General features: G+C 56.6%; 16 protein-coding genes, 1 tRNA gene and 1 riboswitch. Of the genes, 10 read left to right on the top strand and 7 right to left on the bottom strand.

Annotated features, from left to right (window positions below; genetic code table 11):
• The first annotated feature begins 431 nt into the window (after positions 1-431).
• The 3 genes from IEW66_RS00310 to IEW66_RS00300 all read left to right on the top strand — a co-directional run bounded on the left by IEW66_RS00310 (position 432) and on the right by IEW66_RS00300 (position 4,384).
• Positions 432-1,544 carry a site-specific DNA-methyltransferase gene (locus IEW66_RS00310; RefSeq protein WP_229657393.1) on the top strand — a complete coding sequence of 371 codons (1,113 nt, stop codon included), beginning with the start codon at positions 432-434 and terminating at the stop codon, positions 1,542-1,544.
• 448 nt (positions 1,545-1,992) lie between these two features.
• The gene (gene tcuA, locus IEW66_RS00305) at positions 1,993-3,345 is read left to right on the top strand and encodes an FAD-dependent tricarballylate dehydrogenase TcuA (RefSeq protein WP_188679322.1); all 1,353 of its coding nucleotides are present in this window, start codon (positions 1,993-1,995) and stop codon (positions 3,343-3,345) included.
• A complete protein-coding gene (locus IEW66_RS00300) occupies positions 3,338-4,384 on the top strand; it encodes a hypothetical protein (RefSeq protein WP_188679319.1) in 1,047 nt (348 codons plus the stop codon). Before tcuA ends, IEW66_RS00300 begins: the two co-directional genes overlap by 8 nt.
• A 455-nt stretch (positions 4,385-4,839) precedes the next feature.
• Here IEW66_RS00300 and IEW66_RS00295 read toward each other — a convergent pair whose 3' ends face one another.
• The 6 genes from IEW66_RS00295 to amrA all read right to left on the bottom strand — a co-directional run bounded on the left by IEW66_RS00295 (position 4,840) and on the right by amrA (position 9,282).
• Positions 4,840-5,034, bottom strand: coding sequence for a hypothetical protein (locus tag IEW66_RS00295; protein ID WP_075056691.1), 195 nt, complete (start codon positions 5,032-5,034; stop codon positions 4,840-4,842).
• A 452-nt stretch (positions 5,035-5,486) separates the two neighbouring features.
• Positions 5,487-5,558 (bottom strand) — tRNA-Ala (locus tag IEW66_RS00290).
• Positions 5,559-5,901: 343 nt separating this feature from the next.
• Positions 5,902-6,576, bottom strand: a complete 675-nt coding sequence (gene thiE, locus IEW66_RS00285; protein WP_188679317.1) for a thiamine phosphate synthase — start codon at positions 6,574-6,576, stop codon at positions 5,902-5,904.
• A 1-nt stretch (position 6,577) separates the two neighbouring features.
• A complete protein-coding gene (locus IEW66_RS00280; protein ID WP_188679315.1) occupies positions 6,578-7,357 on the bottom strand; it encodes a thiamine phosphate synthase in 780 nt (259 codons plus the stop codon).
• Positions 7,358-7,363: 6 nt separating this feature from the next.
• Entirely contained in the window at positions 7,364-8,572 is a 1,209-nt protein-coding gene (locus IEW66_RS00275) for an MFS transporter (RefSeq protein WP_188679313.1), read from the bottom strand.
• Positions 8,568-8,673: riboswitch (TPP riboswitch) on the bottom strand. Its footprint overlaps the gene before it by 5 nt.
• Before the next feature lie 48 nt (positions 8,674-8,721).
• On the bottom strand, positions 8,722-9,282 hold the full coding sequence (gene amrA / locus IEW66_RS00270) for an AmmeMemoRadiSam system protein A (protein ID WP_188679311.1): 561 nt from the start codon (positions 9,280-9,282) through the stop codon (positions 8,722-8,724).
• Between the two features lie 78 nt (positions 9,283-9,360).
• On the opposite strand from amrA, the gene IEW66_RS00265 reads away from it, so the two are divergent.
• The 7 genes from IEW66_RS00265 (at position 9,361) to IEW66_RS00235 (ending at position 17,419) form a co-directional block, all read left to right on the top strand.
• Positions 9,361-10,167, top strand: coding sequence for an MEMO1 family protein (locus tag IEW66_RS00265; RefSeq protein WP_229657392.1), 807 nt, complete (start codon positions 9,361-9,363; stop codon positions 10,165-10,167).
• A gap of 92 nt (positions 10,168-10,259) precedes the next feature.
• Positions 10,260-11,267, top strand: a complete 1,008-nt coding sequence (gene amrS / locus IEW66_RS00260) for an AmmeMemoRadiSam system radical SAM enzyme (protein ID WP_188679307.1) — start codon at positions 10,260-10,262, stop codon at positions 11,265-11,267.
• 93 nt (positions 11,268-11,360) lie between these two features.
• Positions 11,361-12,971 (top strand): B12-binding domain-containing radical SAM protein, encoded by a 1,611-nt coding sequence (locus tag IEW66_RS00255; protein ID WP_229657391.1) that lies wholly within the window; start codon positions 11,361-11,363, stop codon positions 12,969-12,971.
• A gap of 131 nt (positions 12,972-13,102) precedes the next feature.
• A complete protein-coding gene (gene amaB, locus IEW66_RS00250; RefSeq protein WP_188679304.1) occupies positions 13,103-14,638 on the top strand; it encodes an L-piperidine-6-carboxylate dehydrogenase in 1,536 nt (511 codons plus the stop codon).
• A 71-nt stretch (positions 14,639-14,709) separates the two neighbouring features.
• Positions 14,710-15,495 carry a methylenetetrahydrofolate reductase gene (locus tag IEW66_RS00245; RefSeq protein WP_229657390.1) on the top strand — a complete coding sequence of 262 codons (786 nt, stop codon included), beginning with the start codon at positions 14,710-14,712 and terminating at the stop codon, positions 15,493-15,495.
• A 1-nt stretch (position 15,496) separates the two neighbouring features.
• A complete protein-coding gene (locus IEW66_RS00240; protein WP_188679300.1) occupies positions 15,497-16,387 on the top strand; it encodes a uroporphyrinogen decarboxylase/cobalamine-independent methonine synthase family protein in 891 nt (296 codons plus the stop codon).
• Positions 16,388-17,419, top strand: a complete 1,032-nt coding sequence (locus tag IEW66_RS00235; protein ID WP_188679298.1) for a methionine synthase — start codon at positions 16,388-16,390, stop codon at positions 17,417-17,419.
• Here IEW66_RS00235 and IEW66_RS00230 read toward each other — a convergent pair whose 3' ends face one another.
• Positions 17,420-20,758, bottom strand: a complete 3,339-nt coding sequence (locus IEW66_RS00230; protein WP_188679296.1) for a S53 family peptidase — start codon at positions 20,756-20,758, stop codon at positions 17,420-17,422. It abuts the gene before it with no gap.
• Between the last annotated feature and the right edge of the window lie 34 nt (positions 20,759-20,792).

Genomic DNA, 20,792 nt, shown 5'->3' with positions numbered 1-20,792 from the left:
TGACCGGGTGCCTCTAGACCGGGAGGACACCCGCCCCTCCCAGAGTACTGCAGGTAACCGGTGGCCATGGCATGCCATAGTGAAACCGCATGTTGGCCCTGTGGCTCCAGGGGTACAAAAAATGCCCGGACTCCGGCATGCTGTGCTTCAGGCCGGTATGGAGTCATGTGCCCGTAAAGACCGCACCTGCTGAAGCCCATGAAACAACACCTCCCATGCACCATTCGCTATATCCGAGGCCCCACGGTGCCTGCCAGTTTAAATAGGGCGTGGAACCCCGATCTTGAGCGTCGGAAATTCAGGCGAACAGAGGGGCGCTTATCCGGGTGGGACTGTACGCAATCCGATCTGGCTTGGCAGGGTGACCTGTGGGGTGTAGTATACATACTGCCTGGACATACAGGTGAATGGCAATAGAGGGTGCTCTCCCAATGAAGGAAGGCAATGCCCGGTTTTCACAGGTCGAGTTCGTCAACAGGGTCTTCCTAGGCGACGCTTTGGAGGTGATGAGGCGCATCCCGGGCGGAAGCGTGGACATGATCTTCGCAGACCCACCCTATAACCTAATGCTCCAGGACCCCCTCTACAGGCCCAACCAGGAAAGGTTCGAGGGCGTCTCCGAGGAATGGGACAGGTTCGCGTCATTTGGGGAGTACGATGCGTTCACCGAAAGCTGGCTCAGGGAGTGCAGGAGGCTACTGAAGGAAGACGGTACCATATGGGCCATCGGCACTTACCACAACATATTCAGGGTCGGCAAGATAATGCAGGACCTGGGCTTCTGGATACTCAACGATGTTGTCTGGATCAAGGCGAACCCCACGCCCAACTTCAGGGGCACACGGTTCAACAACGCGCACGAGACGCTGATATGGGCTGCCAGGGACAGGGAATCGAGGTATACATTCAATTACAGGACCATGAAGGCCTACAACGACGACCTGCAGATGAGGAGCGACTGGCACATCCCGGTGTGCCAGGGGAAGGAAAGGGTCAGGATAGGTGGGAGGAAGGCGCACCCGACACAGAAGCCCGAGGCACTGCTCTACAGGGTCATAACGTCATGCACAAAGCCAGGTGATATCATTCTAGATCCCTTTGCAGGGACTGGGACGACTCTGGCCGTGGCCAAGAGGCTTGGCAGGAGGTACATAGGCATAGAGAAGAACGAGGCCTACCTCAGGGTCTGTGAGGAGAGGCTGCGCAGGACAGTGCCATACCCGGAAGATATTCTGCCAAACCGGCTGGAGGAGAGGCCAAGGAGGGTGCCATTCGGCGAACTTATAGAGCGTGGCTACATCTTACCAGGTGAGTTCATTTACTCACCTGACCGGACTTACCGGGCCACTGTGATGGCAGACGCCACAGTGACCTGTGGTGGATTAACTGGCTCGATCCACAGGGTCAGTGCCCAGCTCCTAGGCAAGGATGCGAACAACGGCTGGCACTTCTGGTTCGTGGAGAGGGAAGGCACCATGGTGAGCATAGACGAGCTCAGGCAACGTGCCATCAGGGATGGGGGTGAACCTCCACAACAGGCATGAATGGCCGCTCACCACCAGACGGCATATGGGATAAGTAACACAGAAGGAAGTATCAGCATCTAACTGGTTCGCCCCCACAGGGTAGTTCTCGCCCTTGGACCTGTAGCTTTGCAAAGTATGCACCTACTGTCCTCAGCCCAACCGAAAGCTTTGCTTGCATTCCGGGACGAGGTCGGAACAGGTCTCCATTTTCCCCTCCATGCCCAGTTACTAGAGCCCGAACGCTCCAACCAGCCCAGCCTACATTTCTGCTGCGGCTGTAAGCGAGGCACCTCTGGGCATGAGACTGTCAGCCATTTTCAGGTGTCACGATTGGGTGGTCCAGGAGAACAATTCTCTTCAGAGGTGGCCATGAATCTTGATCTCATGGCTGGTCAGCCAAGTGCCAGTACTGAGTGCACAGATACAGGATCAGAAATAAATGAATTGAAGTGACTTAGGGGGCAAGATGGAAAGGGTTGTTGTAATAGGTGGGGGTAACGCCGGGCTCTGTGCAGCTATCGAATCCGCTGAGAGGGGTTCTGAGGTGATCCTCATCGAGGCCTCCCCAGAGGCGCTGAGGGGAGGCAACTCGAAGTACACAAGGGATATCAGGTATGCCCACGGTGAGGACAGGTTCACCAGCGGTGAATATCCGAGGAGGGAACTGCTGGAAGACCTGAGAAAGGTTTCAGGCAGCTCTTTCAGTTCATCGTTGGCGGAAATGGTGGTTGAGCGCTCCGAGTTAATACCAGAGTGGATGCACAGGCACGGGGTGAGGTTCAAGAGGGAGATCAGGGGTACCCTTGACCTCAACAGGACCAACGCTTTTTTCATGGGTGGCGGTAAGTTCCTTGTCGACACCTATTATAGTTATCTCTCCAAGCTGAAGGTCAGGGTGCTCTACGAGACACAGGTTGTGTCTGTCGGTATAAGGGGGAACAGGATCACACATGTCGGGGCAACAGTCCCCGGTGGCAGTGTAAATATTGAAGGAGACAGGTTTGTCTTTGCCTCCGGTGGCTTCGAGGCCAACAGGGAATGGCTCTCTGAGTTCTGGGGCGAGGCATCGCAACTCATAAAGGTCAGGGGTAGCAGGTACAACACTGGCCTCCCGCTCAGGGCACTGCTCGATGCTGGAGCCATTCCCGCTGGGCTGGAGAGGTCTGGACACATGGTGGCGGTGGACGCCAGGGGCCCAGACTACGATGGAGGTATTGTGACAAGGATAGATGCGATCCCCTGGGGTGTGGCGGTCAACTCCAGCGGGGAGAGGTTCTACGACGAGGGTGAGGACATTTGGCCCAAGAGGTATGCCATATGGGGCAGGCTGGTTGCAGAGCAGAAGGGGTGCACTGCCTATGTCATCACAGACAAAAAGACTGTCGGGAGGTATATGCCAACCGCTTACCCTCCATTCACCTCACACTCGCTTTCCGAGGTCTCGGATGCCTTCGGAATAGATAGGGACGGTCTGATCGGGACGCTTGATCGCTTCAACAGGGGCATCGTGATGGAAGGAAACGATCCCTTCATGTGGCACACCACTGGCGTAGAACCGCCAAAGTCCCACTGGGCGGTACCCATCAACACCCCACCGTACATGGTCTTCCCGGTGAGGCCTGGACTGACCTTCACGTACCAGGGGGTCGCGATCAACAGTGAAGCCATGATCCTCTCGCAGGACGGCGAGATCGAGAACGGCTTTGCGGCAGGTGAGATAGCGTCTGGAAACGTCCTCAGTTCGGGTTACCTTGCAGGCTTTGGCCTTACCATAGGTTCTGTGCTCGGCAGGATAGCTGGGGGGTGGGAAGGTGAGTGAAGTACCCGGGGTCTACGGTGAGGCGTTGAGGCAGCTGACCATCTGCAATGCTTGCCGCTACTGTGAGGGCTTCTGTGCCGTCTGGGATGCCATAGAGTTCAGGCACACACTCCGGCTGGAGGAGATACCCTATATTGCGAACCTCTGCCACGACTGTAGGGACTGCTATTACGCCTGTCCGTTCAACGAGCCTTTGCATGAGTACAGGCTGAACATCCCCAGGGTACTGGGCCAGTCCAGGCTCAGGAGCTACAGGGAAAGTGTTTGGCCTCCCTCGATGGTGAGGCTGATCGATCACCCCTGGGCCTTTGCACTGTCCAGCCTGGCCATTGCAGTGGTCGCAGCAGTTGCTTATGCCCTCTTAACAGGCCGCCACCTGTTCAGCGCCTCCCCGCTGACTTACTACGTTCCACCTGTGCTGTTCAGGGCTATATCGATCACCCTCTACTCGTACACCATCGCCATGTGGGCCGTGCAGGGGTACAGGTTCTCCAGGTCTGCGGAAAGCCTTGGGAAGGCGAGCCCGAGGTCCTATTTGACCGCGCTCCGGGATGCACTCACACACAGGTATTTCAGGGGAGGAGGGGTGGGGTGCAGGGTTCCGGGTGAACGCTCTAGGTACATGAGGGCAGTTTTCCACCCACTATTCTTTTTCGGCTTCCTGCTCGCACTGGCATCAATATCTCTCTATCCCGACCTCGATCACGTGACCGTCGCAGTCTACGGGGCCGCCTCCATAATGATGCTGGTGGGCTCTGCGGGCCTCATATCTATGGACGCAATCGACACGGTAGCCATGAGGAGCGCTGAGGTGAAGGGTTTCGATTTACCGTTCGCAGTGGCCCTTCTGCTTGCAGGCCTCACCGGTACGTTGTTTACACTGCTCCAGGGTACTCCCTACCACGGCCTAACTTTCCTAGTCCACGATGCGATCATAGCCGCCGTCTTTGTCATTGCGCCTTACTCCAAGTTCCTCCATCCCGTCTACAGGCTGATATCACTGGCCAAGTTCCATGAAGAGAGTCTCCTCGGCAGGTGAACAGCTGGGAATGCTCACCGGATCCCTCATTTACCACAGGAAGTAGCAGGGGAAAACGTTCCCGCCTTCCGATTCTTTGCTCTTTGCAGTTAGGATAGGGTGAACTACACCTCCCCCACATAGGGGACTCCCACCCCTTTAATCCCCGTCAAGTTAAAAAATCAGGGAGAGTACCGCTATCGGTACATCCACAACTTCTTGTGGGCCCCTTGGATTCACTGCAACCCTGAACACCCACCAGCACTTGAACCTTTATGCAGTGTCGTGCGTCCGGGGCGGCTGGTGCCAGGGGCATGGTCAGGCTGGCAGTTTATCACTCTGAACGGGACGGTGGAATAGGAAAGACCAGAAACAACTCCATTCGAGAATGAGTGAGGTGGAAATGGAAAGTGGGGTCGTCCGGTATCAGCCTGTGTGTGAAGGCAAAACGTGTCTGGCGGCCCAGTGTGAGTAGTTCACTTTTCCGGACTGCCGTCACGCTGCTGAAAACGCAGGAGTTCCGCGTTGAGCAGAAACGCATTATGCTCAAGAGGAAGGTCATTGGGAGTCAGTTCACTCTGAAGCCCCGAGGTGCCATAGCGGGCTGCACCCGTGGTCCATAGTGCGAAAGTTCTGAATATGGCCTTCTCCTCAATGAGGTCTATCGTCATAGCCGCTTCCGGCCCTCTGGATCCTTGCCAAAGGACTTGTACCGCTCCTTCCTGAAGCGGATCATGGCCACCAGGCTTGCGAGGCCGGAGACCAGGGGTCAGGAGCGCTGCATATATCACTTCCGGGAACGGAGAAATGGCTTCGATTATACCTAGACTGCAAGGCCCATCCTTCTCTCCCCCAAGTCTTCGACAAGATCCGTGAGCTCGCATCTGAAATCCCTCTAGTTGCCCTCTCCTATGTTTAGAATTTCCCTGTGGCCGGTATGCATGGTCTCGCAGTGATGCCCGGGGTTCCTCAGGGCTACAGTTGTACTCAGCAACGATCTTGCCTCTAGATCCTCGAACTACGTCCGCACGTCTTCATCTGCAAGCAGCTCCTGATATTTCGGCTGGATCTTCATAATAGCATAACGAGCATTAGCATGAAAGTATTCGATTAATATATCAAGTGGACCGGTCGGGATTTGAACCCGAGGCCTCCTGCTTGCAAAGCAGGCGATCTACCGCTGATCTACCGGCCCTGTGAATTCCCGATATTCACGGGATTAAAAAATGTATGCCTGCGGCTGGATCAGGACTTTCGCTTATCCCCGCAGGTGTCCAGCCCATGACCCCGGACTCCCCTGGACGCCCCACATCTGGCCCGCGCCCCGGAACCCTGCACCTGCTCATCGTCAGCGAAGTGTCGATCCTTTGAGTAAGAGAGCATTAAAAAGGGCCTTTATACAGTCTCTCTCCAGTAACACCAAGGATGACGGGTATTAGGGAGCATGCACTCATAGTCAGAGTCTAAAAGCGGGAAGGTGGGAAAATGGCTTGGGCAATCAGGCACCACAGGGAAAGGCAGGGAGGTGTATTGCTCATTCAGGGTCCGGCCTGACCAGCCCTCCTGAACCATGACAGTGGGTCCCTGTCGCACCTGTACTCCGCCAGTATTCCACTGTATTCCAAGACCGCCCTCTTAGGGTTCTCCGAGGAGAAGACGGAGGAGATCACTGCAACGCCTGAGACACCCTGTTCAAGCAGCGGCTTGACATTGGTTTGGCTGATTCCCCCTATGGCATATACCGGTATCCTTACGGCCCGCAGGCCCTCTGTGATGGTCTTCTTGTCACAGAGGGCTGCCTCTGGCTTCGAGGGGCTCCGGAAGAAGGCCCCGAATGCCACATATGCCGACCCGCGCCTCTCCAGGTCCCTCGCGAGGCTGGTGCTGCAGTACGAAGAGGAGCCAATGGGCATGTTGCCTACTACCTCCCTGGCCTCCTCAATGCTCGGGTCGTCCCTGCCCACATGCAACAGGTCAGCCCCGCTGTCCCTGGCAACATACGGGTCATCGTCCACAACGAAGGCCACCCCGCGGTCATGGCACATCCTGCGCAGCCTCCTCGCCACCTCTGTCCTGGTCTGCCTTGTGCTCTTCTTGTCCCTGTACTGCAGCACATCTGGCCCGCCATCCAGTGCATCCTCCACGAGCCTGAAGAAGCCCTCTCCAATGTAGTCAGGCGTTATCAGGTAAAGTATAGGCTTCCATCCTGACATTCTACCTCACCAGCCCCACAGGAAACGGGTCCCTGTCAACGGTGAAACCTTCAAGGACCTCTATGAACTTTCTCACAGTTCCCCTGACGTCGTTGGCAGAGAATATTGCGGACACAGAAACAAGACCGGATACGCCAGTTTCAAGGATCTCTGCAGCATTCTTGAGGTTAACGCCGCCCACCGCGTACACAGGTATTCTGACTGCCCTGACGGCCTCTGAGAGGTTCTGCATGGAGCAGACCGTCGCTATCCTCTTCGTCACGCTCATGTAGGGCGTGCCCACTGAAACGTAAGCATAGCCGTGTGCCTGCGCCTCCACAGCGAATACCGGGCTGCAGTAGACTGATGTTCCGATTGGAAGATTGCCCACAACAGCCCTGGCCTCCTCCAGGCTCGGCATATGCCTGCACAGCACAGGCCTACTGTCATGGCCTGGGAAGGCAAGCATGTCGCTGCCCTGTCTTATCCCGGAACAGTCCCGTGCTTCCCCTTCGGACCACCAGAGGGATACTGTATTGGTTAAGCTCCTTATCCCAAGGTGCAGCATGTCGGCACCAGCCTGCCTTGCGACCCAGGGCTCATCGTCTATGGCCAGCGGTACCCCGAAGTCACTGCATATCGCCCTTAGCCTCCTCGCTATTTCAGCGTGCCTTCCGTGCTTCCCTAGATCGCGGTACTGCAGGATATCTACGCCCCCTTCCAGTGCCTCGGCTACCTTCCTGAAGAACCCTTCCCCACTGAAACCCTCCGTGACAGCGTAGAGCAGAGGCCTCCTTCCCATATCACATCACTCCAGGCTAATGCCTCTCGTTTCCCTGCCACCCAGGAAGTAGAGGAGAGCGCCAATGAAACCGAGGAGGAAGATGGCACAGGTGAACACGAAGTACTCGAACTCACCTGCCCTCGCGAGCAGGGGTATTGTCACTACGTAGACAGCGTATCCGACCATTCTCACGTACCCTATGGCCCTGCCCCTCCTGGGTGTGAAGAAGCTCTCCGGTTCCAGCATTTCCCTCTCGGCCCAGCCGATCTCACCGAAGACCCCGTTCACGACCAGTATGACCAGGAAGAGTGCGAGGGTGAGTGACCTGAGGAAAAGCACTATTAAAAGGATGGAGACGAAGCCGCCTGTGTAGGCGATGAGGCTGCCAGACTTCCTGCTGATCCTCTCTGCCAGCAGGAGGCCAAAGACAACGCCCGTCACTGATTCTGCAAGGGTTACAAGGAACTCGAACGTATCGGTGTACTGCGGGAACTGGAATGGCCCTATCACCAGTGCTGTCAGCGGGAACCCAACTATTATCGTGATGGCGAAGAGAGACAGCGCGGCGAAGGTCAGCCAGTTCATGGGTCTCTCTCCCTCACCGTTCCTGTTCAGGTACGCCCACCTCTCGCTCTCCGGGAGGTAGAACCTGCTTCCTATGGCTATTGCAAGGGAGACCGCGACCATGGCCCCGAAGATCTCCTTCTCCACAAAGACTGATGATGATACCCTGGGCTGCAGCAGGAACAGGAGTGAGATGAGCGTGATCGAGATGTTTGCAATGTTCGATATTGACACAATAGCCCTCCCCCTGTGCCTCAGCGGGAGCATCTCGCCCATGAGGGACAGGGATACAGTCTCGTCCCCACCTATTCCGAATTCAGAGAGGAAGATGCCGATCGCTATGGGCAACCATGAGAAGGATAGGGTTATGAGGAGTAGGCCTACCGCGGTGGGAACCAGGGTGAGGACATATGCGGGCTTCCTCCCGAACCTGTCTGAGAGGAGGCCCATTATGTAGTTCCCGAGCAGCAGTCCAACTGGCGATGCGATCAGTATATACTCGTCTGCTGAGGGCGGTATGAAGTACCATGTTGTGACGAGTGGCGCTATGGCCAGTATGACGCCCCACAGGAAGAACGACGAAGCGACGGAAAGGATCATGAGGGTGTGCTTCCTCTCCCAAGGGCTGTTGTCAAGGTGTTTCCTTAACTCACTGTAATGTTCCAGCAAACATGACACACCTCCCTACGCCGGCATTACCCGGATCAGGTTCAAAGGGTCGACCCCAATGGGTCCTCTCAGCCCCCTACGGAGCTCCCCCGGTGACCTATATCCTGTCTGAACATCACCCACCGTTATATGTCCCTTTTGGTCCCTCCTCAGAAGACGAGGCCTTCAAAAGCATATACCCTAGTGCCGGGCTTCTTCCACGCCCCTGGCGGCAGGCCAGCCTTCTCGCACGTGGCCTCAAGGAACTGCTCCTCATCGAAACCGAACTCCGTTGCAACCTGGGGCAGCAGGAGGCCCCTGTAGGGGCCCCTCTCCACAATCAGGCCGTGTGTGCCTATCCTTATCTTCCCCCTGATGCCGTCACTTACGTCCAGCTCAAAGGGCTCACCCAGGAGCGTTATCTCCACTTCAATATTATCCACCTCCCTCGCGGTCAGTGGCGGGAACCTGGGGTCTTCAGTTGCGGACAGCCTCGCGCTCTCCATGACTGCCCGCGGGATGCTCTTATCGCTCCTCAAGAAACCGATGCAGCCCCTGAGCATGCCGTTCTCCTTTATGGTGACGAATGCACCGCACCTTTCATCCAGACCGATTAGGTCTTCGGGCACCTCAGGCACCTGTCCTGTGAATATCCCTCTTATGGCTTCCACAGCCAGCTTCCTGAGCGCCTCACGGACGCCTGGCCTCATGATCGCCTGTTCCAGTTCCATCACGCGATCATGGACAAGGGGGATTTACGATCTTCTGTTGAGCATTAACACTTTAAACGTGCAAGCCATGACAAATTGATGCGCGTACCCGCCGTGGCCGGCACTTTCTACCCGAACGACGAGGAGCAGGTCATATCCATGCTGGCAGGCTTCGAGAAGCGTGCCAGGCCAGAGGAAATCCCGGGGAAGGTCATAGGTGTCATCGTACCGCACGCAGGATACATATACTCAGGCCTCACCGCCATGTATTCCTACAGGGCACTTTCCAGGTCGCAGTCCAGGGACTTCCTGATAATCGGCCCGAACCACAACGGCTACCCGTCCTACTCCGCGGTGTACCCTGAGGGCGTCTGGCTCACGCCGCTCGGGAGGGCAAGGGTGGACGAGGACCTCGCCAGGGATCTGTGCACGAAGTCGAGGAACATAGTCTCGGACAAGCTTGCGCACGCAATGGAGCACTCAATAGAAGTCCAGGTACCTTTCCTCCAGTACCTCTTCGGTGACGACTTCTCCTTCGTACCTGTGGCCATGGGAGACCAGGGCCCGCAGGCATCGGAGGAGCTCTACAGATCCATCAGCGCCCTCAGGAGGGATGTGGTGCTCATAGCCTCATCAGATTTCACACACTACGAGCCGCACGAGGTGGTGGTGAAGAAGGACATGGAGCTCATTGAGAGAATAATCGACCTGGACATAGAGGGGTTCTACAGGACGCTAAGGGCCAGGGGGGTCACGGCATGCGGCTACGGCCCAATAGCGGTGCTCATGCACATCACTGCGGAACTGGGTGGGAGGATGAAGCTGCTCCACCACTCCACCTCTGGGGAGGCCAGCGGTGACATGAACGCAACGGTCGGTTACGGCTCAGTAGTCGCATACCTCTGATCCGTGCCGTGGGTCCTCACTGCAACAGTCTTCACGCAGTCCCTCTGGCGGAGAACTGGATAACGCTTTATCCCACCCTTGCATGTGTACATGTGCAGGGTGAGGCAGTACTCTACGAGAAGGTGGGCGGGAAGGTAAGGTGCACGGCATGCAGGAGGTACTGCACACTCGCGGACGGCCAGATAGGGTTCTGCGGTGTCAGGCAGAACATGGGGGGCAGGCTCTACCTTAACGTCTACGGAAGGCCCATGGCTGTCCAGATAGACCCCATCGAGAAGAAGCCCGTTCTGCACATGCACCCTGGGTACAGGATACTCTCAATAGGCACTGCCGGCTGCGACTTCGCATGCCAGTTCTGCCAGAACTTCGAGCTGAGCCAGAGGAGGAGGCCGGAAGGGTACGACATGGGGCCGGAAGACATAGTGAGTGAAGCGATCAGTTACGGATGTGGCGGCATAGCCTATACATACAACGAGCCCACCATATTCAGCGAGTTCGCCAGGGACGTGGGAGTGCTGGCCAGGAGGGAGGGCCTGATCAACATATTCGTGACGAACGGTTTCGAGACCAGGGAGAGCGTCGGTTTCATTTCCGGTTTCCTAGACGCTGCAACCGTTGACTTCAAGGGTAATGCCTCGAAGGAGTTCTACAGGAAGGTTATGTCAGTGTTCGATGTGGACCTCATTTATGATACCATCGCAGAGATGCTGGCGGGGGGAATACACGTTGAGGTCACCGACCTGGTGGTGCCACGGATAGGGGATAGCCTCGATGAGGCCAGGGCCATGCTGGGGCGCATCATGGACATATGCGGCCCGGATGTGCCCATAAGCTTCCTGAGGTTCCACCCGGACTACCGTTTAATGTCCCTGCCTAACACACCCGTCGGGGTGCTCGAACGGCACGCAGAGCTTGCGAAGTCGATGGGCTTCCACTACGTCTACATAGGCAACGTGCCCGGGCACAGGCTCCAGAATACCTACTGCCCCGGGTGCGGCTCATTGCTCGTGGAGAGGGATATGATGAGGACCCTGAGGATCAGGTTAACTCCAGACTCCAGGTGTCCGGACTGTGGATACAGCATACCTTTTGTCCTCTGAGCGTCTTGCCAACAATTAGGTAGTTAATTAATTATAAGGCACCGAAATAAAATGGCCGATCAAGGTTTATAAATCCCCGGAAGCTGGATTCCTATGGCTGTGAGGGCTGTCTTCATCCGCCCTACCAACAAGACCGGAAGTGGTTACCTCACCAAGTGGGGTTTTCTCCCAACGCCCCTGGGCCTCCTTGACCTGGCGGGGGAGGTGCTCAGGATACCCGGGTCCAGGGTCAAGATCATAGACATGGAGGGTGACAACCTGTCCATAGAGGAGACTGTAAACGCCGCTCTCGAGATGAAGCCTGACATTGTGGGGATAACGCTGCACGCCACAGCTGCCCACGTGAATGCGAGTATCATTGCTAGGAAGATAAAGGAGAGGAGCCCTGAGACCCTCCTGGTGGCGGGGGGTCACCACGCCACGTTCCTTCCCAAGGAGATCGTGCGCTCCGGCTTCGACGTCTCTGTACTGGGCGAGGGCGACGAAACCATGTATGAGATAGCTGAGGCGGTGGACCAGGGCACCGGACTGTCAGGAGTCAGGGGCATCGTGTACAGGGACGAGGAGGGCATACACAGGACGAGGCCAAGGCCCCTGATCAGGGACCTGGACACGCTCCCCATGCCTCCCCTTGACCTCCTGGAGAGGGAGAAGTACACGTTCAAGGTGTTCGGTAACGACCAGTATGTCGCGTGCCTGGAGACTGCCAGGGGTTGCCCGTACGCCTGCGACTTCTGCTCTGTGACACCCACATGGGGAAACAAGTGGAGGAACAAGAGCAACGACAGGATAATGGCGGAACTCCGCGACGCCAAGGCACACGGCTACAACTGGGTCTTCTTCACAGACGATATCTTCGTGGTCTTCCCGAACGTCAGGCAGAGGGACGAGCTGTTCGACAGGATCATAGAGGAGGACCTGGGCCTCAAATACATAGTGCAGATGAGGGCTGACGTGACCGCTAAGAACAAGCCCCTCATAGAGAAGGCTGCCAGGGCAGGGGTGAAGGTGGCCTTCCTCGGAGTGGAATCTGGGAGCGAAGAGGTGCTGAAGAAGATGCACAAGGGCGAGTTCACGCCACAGTCCGTGGACGCAGTGAACACACTCTCAAGGAACGGCATAGTCACCCTCGTCGGCATGATGGTCGGCGCACCATACGAGAGGCTCCGCGATATCATAGCATCAATCCGCTTCTCCAGGAAACTGGCCAGGGCAGGCGCAGACGCAATCCAGTTCTCAATCTACACGCCCCTTCCTGGGACACGCGTCTTCGATGACGCCGTCAGGAACAACCTCCTCTTCACCCTGGACTGGGACAGGTACGACATAGTGACCCCTGTGATGAAGACGCGGCTGGGGCCAGTCACGGTTCAGATTGCACAGTTCTACGCAACCTACAGCTTCTACCTCTACAAGTACTTCAGGGGGAAGATAAAGAACATAAAGGAGAGGGACCCGGAGAAGGAGAGGCTTATGAAGAACTCCATGGACTTCATAATGAAGATGATGCCCAGCTACCTCAGAGACATAGCAGACTTCCCGAGATTCCTCCTCCAGACATATGACCTGTACTGGCAGAGCAAGAGGAGGCCAAACATCGATCCAGGGCACGTGGAAGAGGTGATGGAGACCTCAAACAAGATCGTATACGAGATAACGGACGGTGGGAAGAACCCGTACTTCCTCATCAAGGAATCGAAGTGATATCCCCAACAATATGGGACACGAATGGAGTGCGCCTCCCTTTTGGCCTGGCTGCCTGGGCCACTTTAACCTGTTTTTCTTAACCAACCACCCTGTGTGAAGTTATATTCAGTTCCTCCAGATCTTCCCCTATGGACATTGCAGATGTGAGGAGGAGGGTGGAGGAGCACTTCTCCCTAGGCGGCAAACTGGAGGCCACATACTATGGAAAGTGGGCCGCGGGCACAAGGAAACACACTGTTGTGAGCCCGGTGGACGGAGAACCTGTGGCCGATGTCATGCTTTCAGATACCACTGCTTACGAGGATGCAGTGAAGGCCTCTACCAGGGCATTCGAGGAGTGGAGGGAGTGGCCTGCGCCCAAGAGGGGGCAGCTGATCAGGAAGATAGGCGAGAGGCTCAGGGAGGAGAGGGACATGCTGGGCCTCGTGGTCACCCTGGAGGTGGGCAAGACAATAACTGAGGGGCAGGGCGAGATACAGGAGATGATCGATATCTCTGACTTCTCCCTCGGGCTATCCAGGCAGGTGTATGGCCTGACCATGGCAAGCGAGAGGCCGCACCACAGGCTCTATGAGCAGTGGCTCCCCCTGGGGCCAGTGGGTGTGATCACGGCCTTCAACTTCCCCGCCTCCGTGTGGTCCTGGAACTCGTTCATCGCTGCCACGGTGGGTGACACTGTGATCTGGAAGCCTTCCACCAAGGCTGTGCTTACCGCCATAATGGTAATGAGGACCGTGGCGGAGGTGGTGGAGGAGGAATCGGCACCCCCCATCTTCACGATGGTAGCAGGCCCAGGTGTGGAGATGGGCGAAATGCTCGCCTCTGACCCCAGGGTACCGCTCATCTCCTTCACCGGTTCTGTCAGGACCGGACGGAGGATAGCCGAGAGGGTTTCTTCCAGGCTTGGCCGCACCATACTCGAACTCGGGGGCAACAACGCCGCAATCGTCTCGGACAAGGCTGACATGGAGGTTGCGCTGAAAGGGGTGCTTTTCGGGGCCCTGGCAACCGCAGGGCAGAGGTGCACATCCACCAGGAGGGTGATAGTTTCTGAGAAGATCTACAGCGAGTTCGTCTCCAGGCTCGTCAAGGCATACTCGTCTGTGAGGGTAGGAGATCCAAGCCAGGAGGGTGTCCTCGTTGGCCCCCTGATAGACAGGGAAGCGGTAGAGAAGTTCACGAACGCGGTCAAGAGGGCGGAGGAGGAGGGCGGAAAGGTGCTCTTCGGGGGCAGGCCAAAGACGGTGGACGGCCTCAGAGGGTACTATGTGGAACCCACCATAATCGAGGCCAGGAAGGACATGGAGATATGCAGGGAGGAGACCTTCGCTCCCATCCTGTACGTCTTCAAGTACCGTGACCTCAGGGAGGCCATAGAGATACACAACAGCGTGCCTCAGGGACTGTCCTCCGCAATATTCACCACAGACCTGCGCGAGGAGGAGGAGTTCCTGTCGCCCCACGGCTCTGACTGCGGCATCGCCAATGTGAACACGAGCACGGCTGGCGCTGAGATAGGTGGCGCCTTCGGGGGAGAGAAGGAGACGGGCGGCGGCAGGGAGAGCGGCAGCGACGCATGGAAGAACTACATGCGGAGGCAGACGGTGACCAAGAATTACGGCCATGACCTGCCACTGGCACAGGGCGTGCGGTTCGACATATGAATGAGCACTGGTAATACAAATATGACTAACCATTATTTCTTACCTTAAATATCTCGATGGTCGCAAGTGGTATGATGCTGAAGTCCGTTGAGATAGTCCCCAGGAAGTCGCCCGGCCTTGAAGACCTTATGGAAGCGGGCCGAGTGCTTGACGGTGTTGCTGACATGGTGACGGTGCCGGAGAACCCCATGGGCCTGCCCGGCATTGACCCTATCCTATCGCTCTACGTTGCCACCAGGGGGACTTCACTGAAACCTATGCCGCACATAACTCCGAGGGACAAGAACGGCCTCCAGATCAGTGCCCAGGTCATAACGGGGATAAAGGCAGGCATAGACAGCTTCTTCGTGATAGGCGGTGACCCCATATCCAGCCAGTCGGAATCCAGGGAGGTCAGGGAGCTCGACGTCATGGGCACCATCAGGAGGGTCAAGAGGAGTACCGTGTACATGAAGGACTATGAGGGCAGTGTAACCGTCGGCTCCTCGCTGAACCCTTACAGGGACGTTGAGGAACAGGTCGTCAGGGCCAAGAGGGAGGCCGGGGCAGACTTCTTCATAACGCAGGCCGTGTACGAGCCTGAACTGCTGCAGAAGGAGTGGATCAGGAACAGGGACTTCAGGCTCTCCTTAGGCTTCATACCCATCAGGAGGGAATCCCAGCTGAAGTCCATAGAGGCCATGGGGGTCCGGCTCTCCGAAGAAACGAAGCGCAAGCTCTCCGGCTCAGACCCGCTGGCTGCTTCCAGGGGCATATTAGAAAGGCTCGTGGAGGAACTGAGGGGCTACGTCGATGGGGTGCATATCATGCCGCTTGGAAGGAACGACATAGCGAGGGAGTTTCTGGAGGTTGTCTGATATGGGACAGGTCAGGTCTCTTCTTTATGGTATATTCCCGAGGTCAGAGCAGCTGAGGCTGACCTACGGAAGGTGGGAGAGGGGTTCTGTCGGGACTGATGAGGTGAAGGAAAGGATCAGGGAGGAGAAGGAGAAATTCTATGGGATGTGCAGGAACATAGACCTTGTGACCGATCCCCTGTTCAACTGGCATGACATCCTGAGGCCGCTGGCACTGGCCACAGACGGCATCACCCTGGGGCCGCTGACCAGGTACCTGGAGACGAACACCTTCTACAGGGAACCACTGGTATCAAAGGTTGGCAAACTGAGATTCGACCCATATTCGGATGCAGAGGTCGAGGAGAACCCGCCCATGCCCATCTACATGCCCAGGGACAGCGGCTGGGCCACTTTCCTGCCCTCGCCCCTGACGTTCGTGAAGCTCTCGAGGCTTCATGGCATATCCGAAGGGGATGCAGTTAAGGGCCTTGTGGACATATACAGGCAGGTCCAGGGGAAGTCAGGGACAAAGAACATGGTGCTATTCGAGGCACTGCCTTACGGAAAGGACGACCTCACGGTCCTGGATCCGCTTTTCAGGGACTACAAGGTCACGCTTGTGGTGCAGGGAAGGTTCAGCGAGAAGCCATTCCAGGGCCTGCACAACAGGCCTGATACTCTGGTGGTTGATCTTTCCGACATTGAGGCAGCATCCAGGGTGTGCAGGAACGTGGGCGTGAAGGCACTCGACGCCCACAACACCAGGCTGGAGGGGAAGGATGCCATGAGGAACCTGGAAGACACAGCCTCAACGCTGAGCGGGGACCTATACGTCACGACCAACGACTACCTGGACTTCCTACCCAGGGGCATTGCGGAGAAGAAGGTTGCCATAATGGAGGCGATCTGAATGGAACAGATACTCATAACCCAGGAGATAGGCAGCTTCAGGAAGCCACTGTACCTTAGCTCGAAGTTCCACTCCATACAGGGCACCGAGGAGTTCAGGCAGCTGGCAGGAAAGGCCACACTGGAGACACTCGATCTGTTCAGGAAGGCAGGGCTGGACAACCTGGGCGTCGGTGGGGAGATGTTCAGGTGGGAGATGTACGAGCACCCGGCCAGCAGGATAGACGGAATAGAGTTCTATGGCCTAGTGAGGTCATTCGACAACCGGTACTACAGGAAAGGGAGTGTGGTCAGAGACATAAGAAGGAAGGAACCCTTCCACATCGATGAGCTCAGGTTCCTGCTTGACAGCGCAGTTGAGAGGATAAAGATGCCAATCACCGGGCCCTACACCATGATGGACTGGTCATTCAACGAGCATTACAGTGACAGGCACAGCCTGGCCATGGCATATGCTGAGATCATAAACCAGGAGATCAAGGAGATGTATGAGCTCTGGAAGAGGTCGGGCAGGAAGGAGAGGTTTGAGGTGCAGATAGACGAGCCCGCTACCACAACACACCCGTCAGAGATGGACATTGTCGTCGATTCGATAAATAGGTGCACTGAGGGCCTAAGCGGTGTTGAGTTCAGCCTCCATGTGTGTTACAGCAAGGACTACAGGATACTTTACGACAGGATACCTGAAATGAACATAGACGGCTATAACCTGGAGTACGCGAACAGGGACCCGCTCGCACCCGGATCGGAGCGCCTGGGGTACAGTGACCTGAAGTACTTCGCGCAGGTAAACGAGACGGTATCGAAGAAGAGGTTCGTAGGCATAGGGGTCACAGACGTGCACATAGACACCGTGGAACCTGTGGACCTTATCAGGAAGCGCATAGAGTACGCGATCTCGGTCGTAGATGACCCCAGGCTAGTGAAGGTGAACCCGGACTGCGGCCTGCGCACCAGGTCCAGGGAGGTGGGCTTCCAGAAGCTTAAGAACATGGTGGACGCAGTCAGGGCCCTGAGGGAAGAGATCCTGTGATCATTCCCCGTACCTCTTCCTTTTTCTGAATATCCTCACTGCATAGGTTACGTAGAGCACGATGCCCACCACTATAACCACGTTAAGTGCCAGCAGCCCTATGTTAGTGTAGCCTATGCGGAACTCACCGCTCCCGAATATCTGGCCGTTAGACGTCCTCACTATCACCATGGCATAGTAAGTCTTCCCGGGATAGACATTGTCCAGGATCACGTAAGTGTGCTTCTGCGAAGTTATAGTCATGGTCGTATAGTTGGTGAAGGACGAGCTGTTGGAAATGTAGAGGGTGTAAGACTGGAAGCCCGATCCGGTGTACTGTGACCAGGAGACGTATGCGAAGTAGAACAGGAAGGGGAAGTTCCTGAGCAGGTATATGTGAGGTATCACCGATACGTTGACCTCCTGCGGCTGGAGGTAAAAGACAACACTCGAAGACCTGTCAAAAGTCTCGTTCGAGCTCAGGTTCCTGTAGAGTGGGGCCTCTATCCTGACACTGTACGTGCCGGGTTCCACATAGGCGGTGAAGTTCCCCGTCCCGTTTGTGTAAACGTAAAGGCTGCCCAGCGACACGTTCGCGTTGACGACCGGGTAGTGGTAGAGGGCATCCTCCACCGCTCCCTGTACGACCACGTAATCAGTTGCCAGAGGCTCCAGCTGGGCCTCCTCAGTAACGTTCCTGCCGGGCAGGAGTTCAAGCTGGATGGTGTCGCTGTAGTACCCACTGGCTGAAACCGTTAGGTTGATCTCCTGTGGGGTGGAGGAGATGGTGTAGAACCCGCCGTCCCTTACCATGCTGACGTGTTTCGCATCTACGGTTGCAGTTCCGGGTGACACGTATAGCGTCACTGTGACGTTGTACGGCATAAGGGTAACGTTCAGGCCCTCCCCGGCCGTTACGTTCCCCTTATACGGGTGTTCGCCTTTGGCGGTTATGGATACACTGTTCGATGTGTCCAGGGCAGCCACCCTGATGCTTTTGCTGCCCGTGTAGTGGTAGAAGTAGTCAACTGTGGCGTTGTACACCTCATACCTGTCGGTCTGTGCGGACGTGCTGACGTTAAGGCTCGCGTAGCCGAAGTACGGCACAGCGACGTACCTTGAGATGTCCACGCCGGGTGCGCTGTACGTCACCAGGTATATGCCTCCCCTGCTGAACGGGAAGGTCATGTTGTAACCAGTGGACACCGCCGTGCCATTGACATACCACACGCCAGGCGGCAGCCCACGGGTGTGGAAATGCCCCTCTATGGCACCGTTGCCGAATGCCAGCCAGTACTCTATCTGTCCTGTCCCGTTACCCTGTGCGCCACCTATCCTGGGCACTCCCGTGGAGAACAGGTACCCGGCACTGTTGCTGGACACGTTCACACTGGAATAGTTCTGCATGTTCAGGTAGTCCAGAGTGCCGGTGTAAACATCCGGCTGGCCGCTGACTGCCGTGCCGTTGATCAGTATGCCCGAGAACTGTGCAGTGCTTATGTCCGAGAGGTTGTACTCGGATCCCGCAACATCCACCCCTATGATGGGGTATGACTGGCCCTTGAACGAGACCAGTGTGTTGAATGTGAAGTGGTAGACTATGCCGGACGTCAAATTGATGTACTCACTGAGACCGTAGTCCGTGTAACTGGCCGAGATTTCGGCGGAGAACCCTGCCGCCTGGGCTGCACCGCTGGCCACCTGCCTCGAGTCCAGCGCCACCTGCCCGTCCTGCTCCACCTCTGCTATCGCGTACACACCTGTGGAGTTCACCCCTATGCCTACCTTGGTGTAGTTGAACTCGTCGTTGTAAAAACCAACGTAGTAAAAATCAGTCCCGTTGATCACATACTGTGCCACGTAATCCCTCATGGATACCTGGGCACTGACCGATGTGGCGTTCAGGTAGCTGCCAGTGAACTCCTCGTAGGTCCCGTATGGGAGGTACAGGTAGTAGGTGAGGACCATAAGGTTGTACACCATGGGCGTTCCCAGGCCCGTAACAGGGTTCCAGCCGGGCCCGGCGTTATACACGCCGTTCGTGCCCTGCGTGATCTGGACGAACGCGTCACTGTAGTAGGGAGTCCTGTAGATCTGGTAGAGCATCGGGGTTATGAGGCCAACCGGCCTGTGGTCGAACTGGTCGATGAGTGCAATGATGGCTGACCATATTGGTGCGCCCACACTGGTGCCCCCTATCTGCCTCTCCGTGCCATCGGTAACCACAAGCACCCCGGTCTCAGGGTTGGCCACCATGGCAACGTCGGGCAAGCCCCTCATGGTGGAGTTGATGCCGGGGCCTGCCTGGAAGTACGGCCTGGAGAAGTTGGCACTGAACCCGCCACCGCTCCCGAACGTGGTGCCGTCATAGTATCCACCCCATGCGGTCTGCTGGTACGGGTTGTCGTAGTACAGTGATGTGCCACCCACAGCAAGCACGTAAGGGTCAGATGCAGGGAAGTTGACGGTGGGCGAGCTTTCGCCGTCCAGGCCTCCCTGGTCACCTGAGGCCGCAACCACTGTTATGTTCTCAGCTGCGGCCTGCTCGAACACCTTGTTCGCCACCTCCATCTGGGACTGGCCCACCTGGTTCTCCGGCAGGCCCCAGCTCAGGGAGATAACGTTTCCGAGCCTCTCGTCAACTGCGTAGCTCACGGCCTGCTGCAGTACATTGCTGTCCGCTGAGGGTGCTACGACGAGGATCACCCTGGCACCTGGCGCCATGGCGTGGGCCCATTCCACATCGGTGGAGGTCTCCACGGCCCAGCTGCTGTTGTACTGGGCCGGCTCGCCCATCGGGTATATGACCTTCAGGTTTATGGGCGGCAGGCCAGTTATGTTATCGAAAGCCGCAACGTCGTAGTTGAGGTTTGGGTCGCCATAGGCGTCCACTATCACTATCGTGGTGCCGTTTCCATAGACGCCTTCCGAGTAGGCCTCGTCGAACTGGTACGCTTTTGCTATCTGTGAGGGTGTGTAGTAGATGCCGGAGGAGCCAACCTGCAGGGGCACTATGTACGGAACAGCGTAATGCACGCCGCTGGAAAGTGCGTATTCGATGCCTGTGGCCTGCCGGATAGCAGAAAGGGAACCGGCGATCTCGCTGTAGGCTGAGGCGGGGAATGTGAACGAGATGAGTGAACCTGCATACGTGTAGTTTATTCCCATCTGCCTCAGCAGGCCGGTGACGTAGGCTGCCTGTGTGGCGTCAGGGACATAGGCTTCACCGGACCATATGCCAGTAACGTTCACGGGCTGCCCGCTGCTGGCTGTGGCCGCAACAGGTTCCGGCTTCACCGAGTGTGATGGTTTTCCTGAAACGGATGCGGTTGATAGGTATGCGCTTGATAGTATTAGCATAATTATTATAATTATAATCATTAGAACCCTTTTT

The sequence above is a fragment of the Thermogymnomonas acidicola genome, from assembly GCF_014646795.1.
Classification (GTDB): domain Archaea; phylum Thermoplasmatota; class Thermoplasmata; order Thermoplasmatales; family Thermoplasmataceae; genus Thermogymnomonas; species Thermogymnomonas acidicola.
The sequence above is the reverse complement of the archived record's forward strand: the minus strand, read 5'-3'. Positions and strand labels throughout refer to the sequence as shown.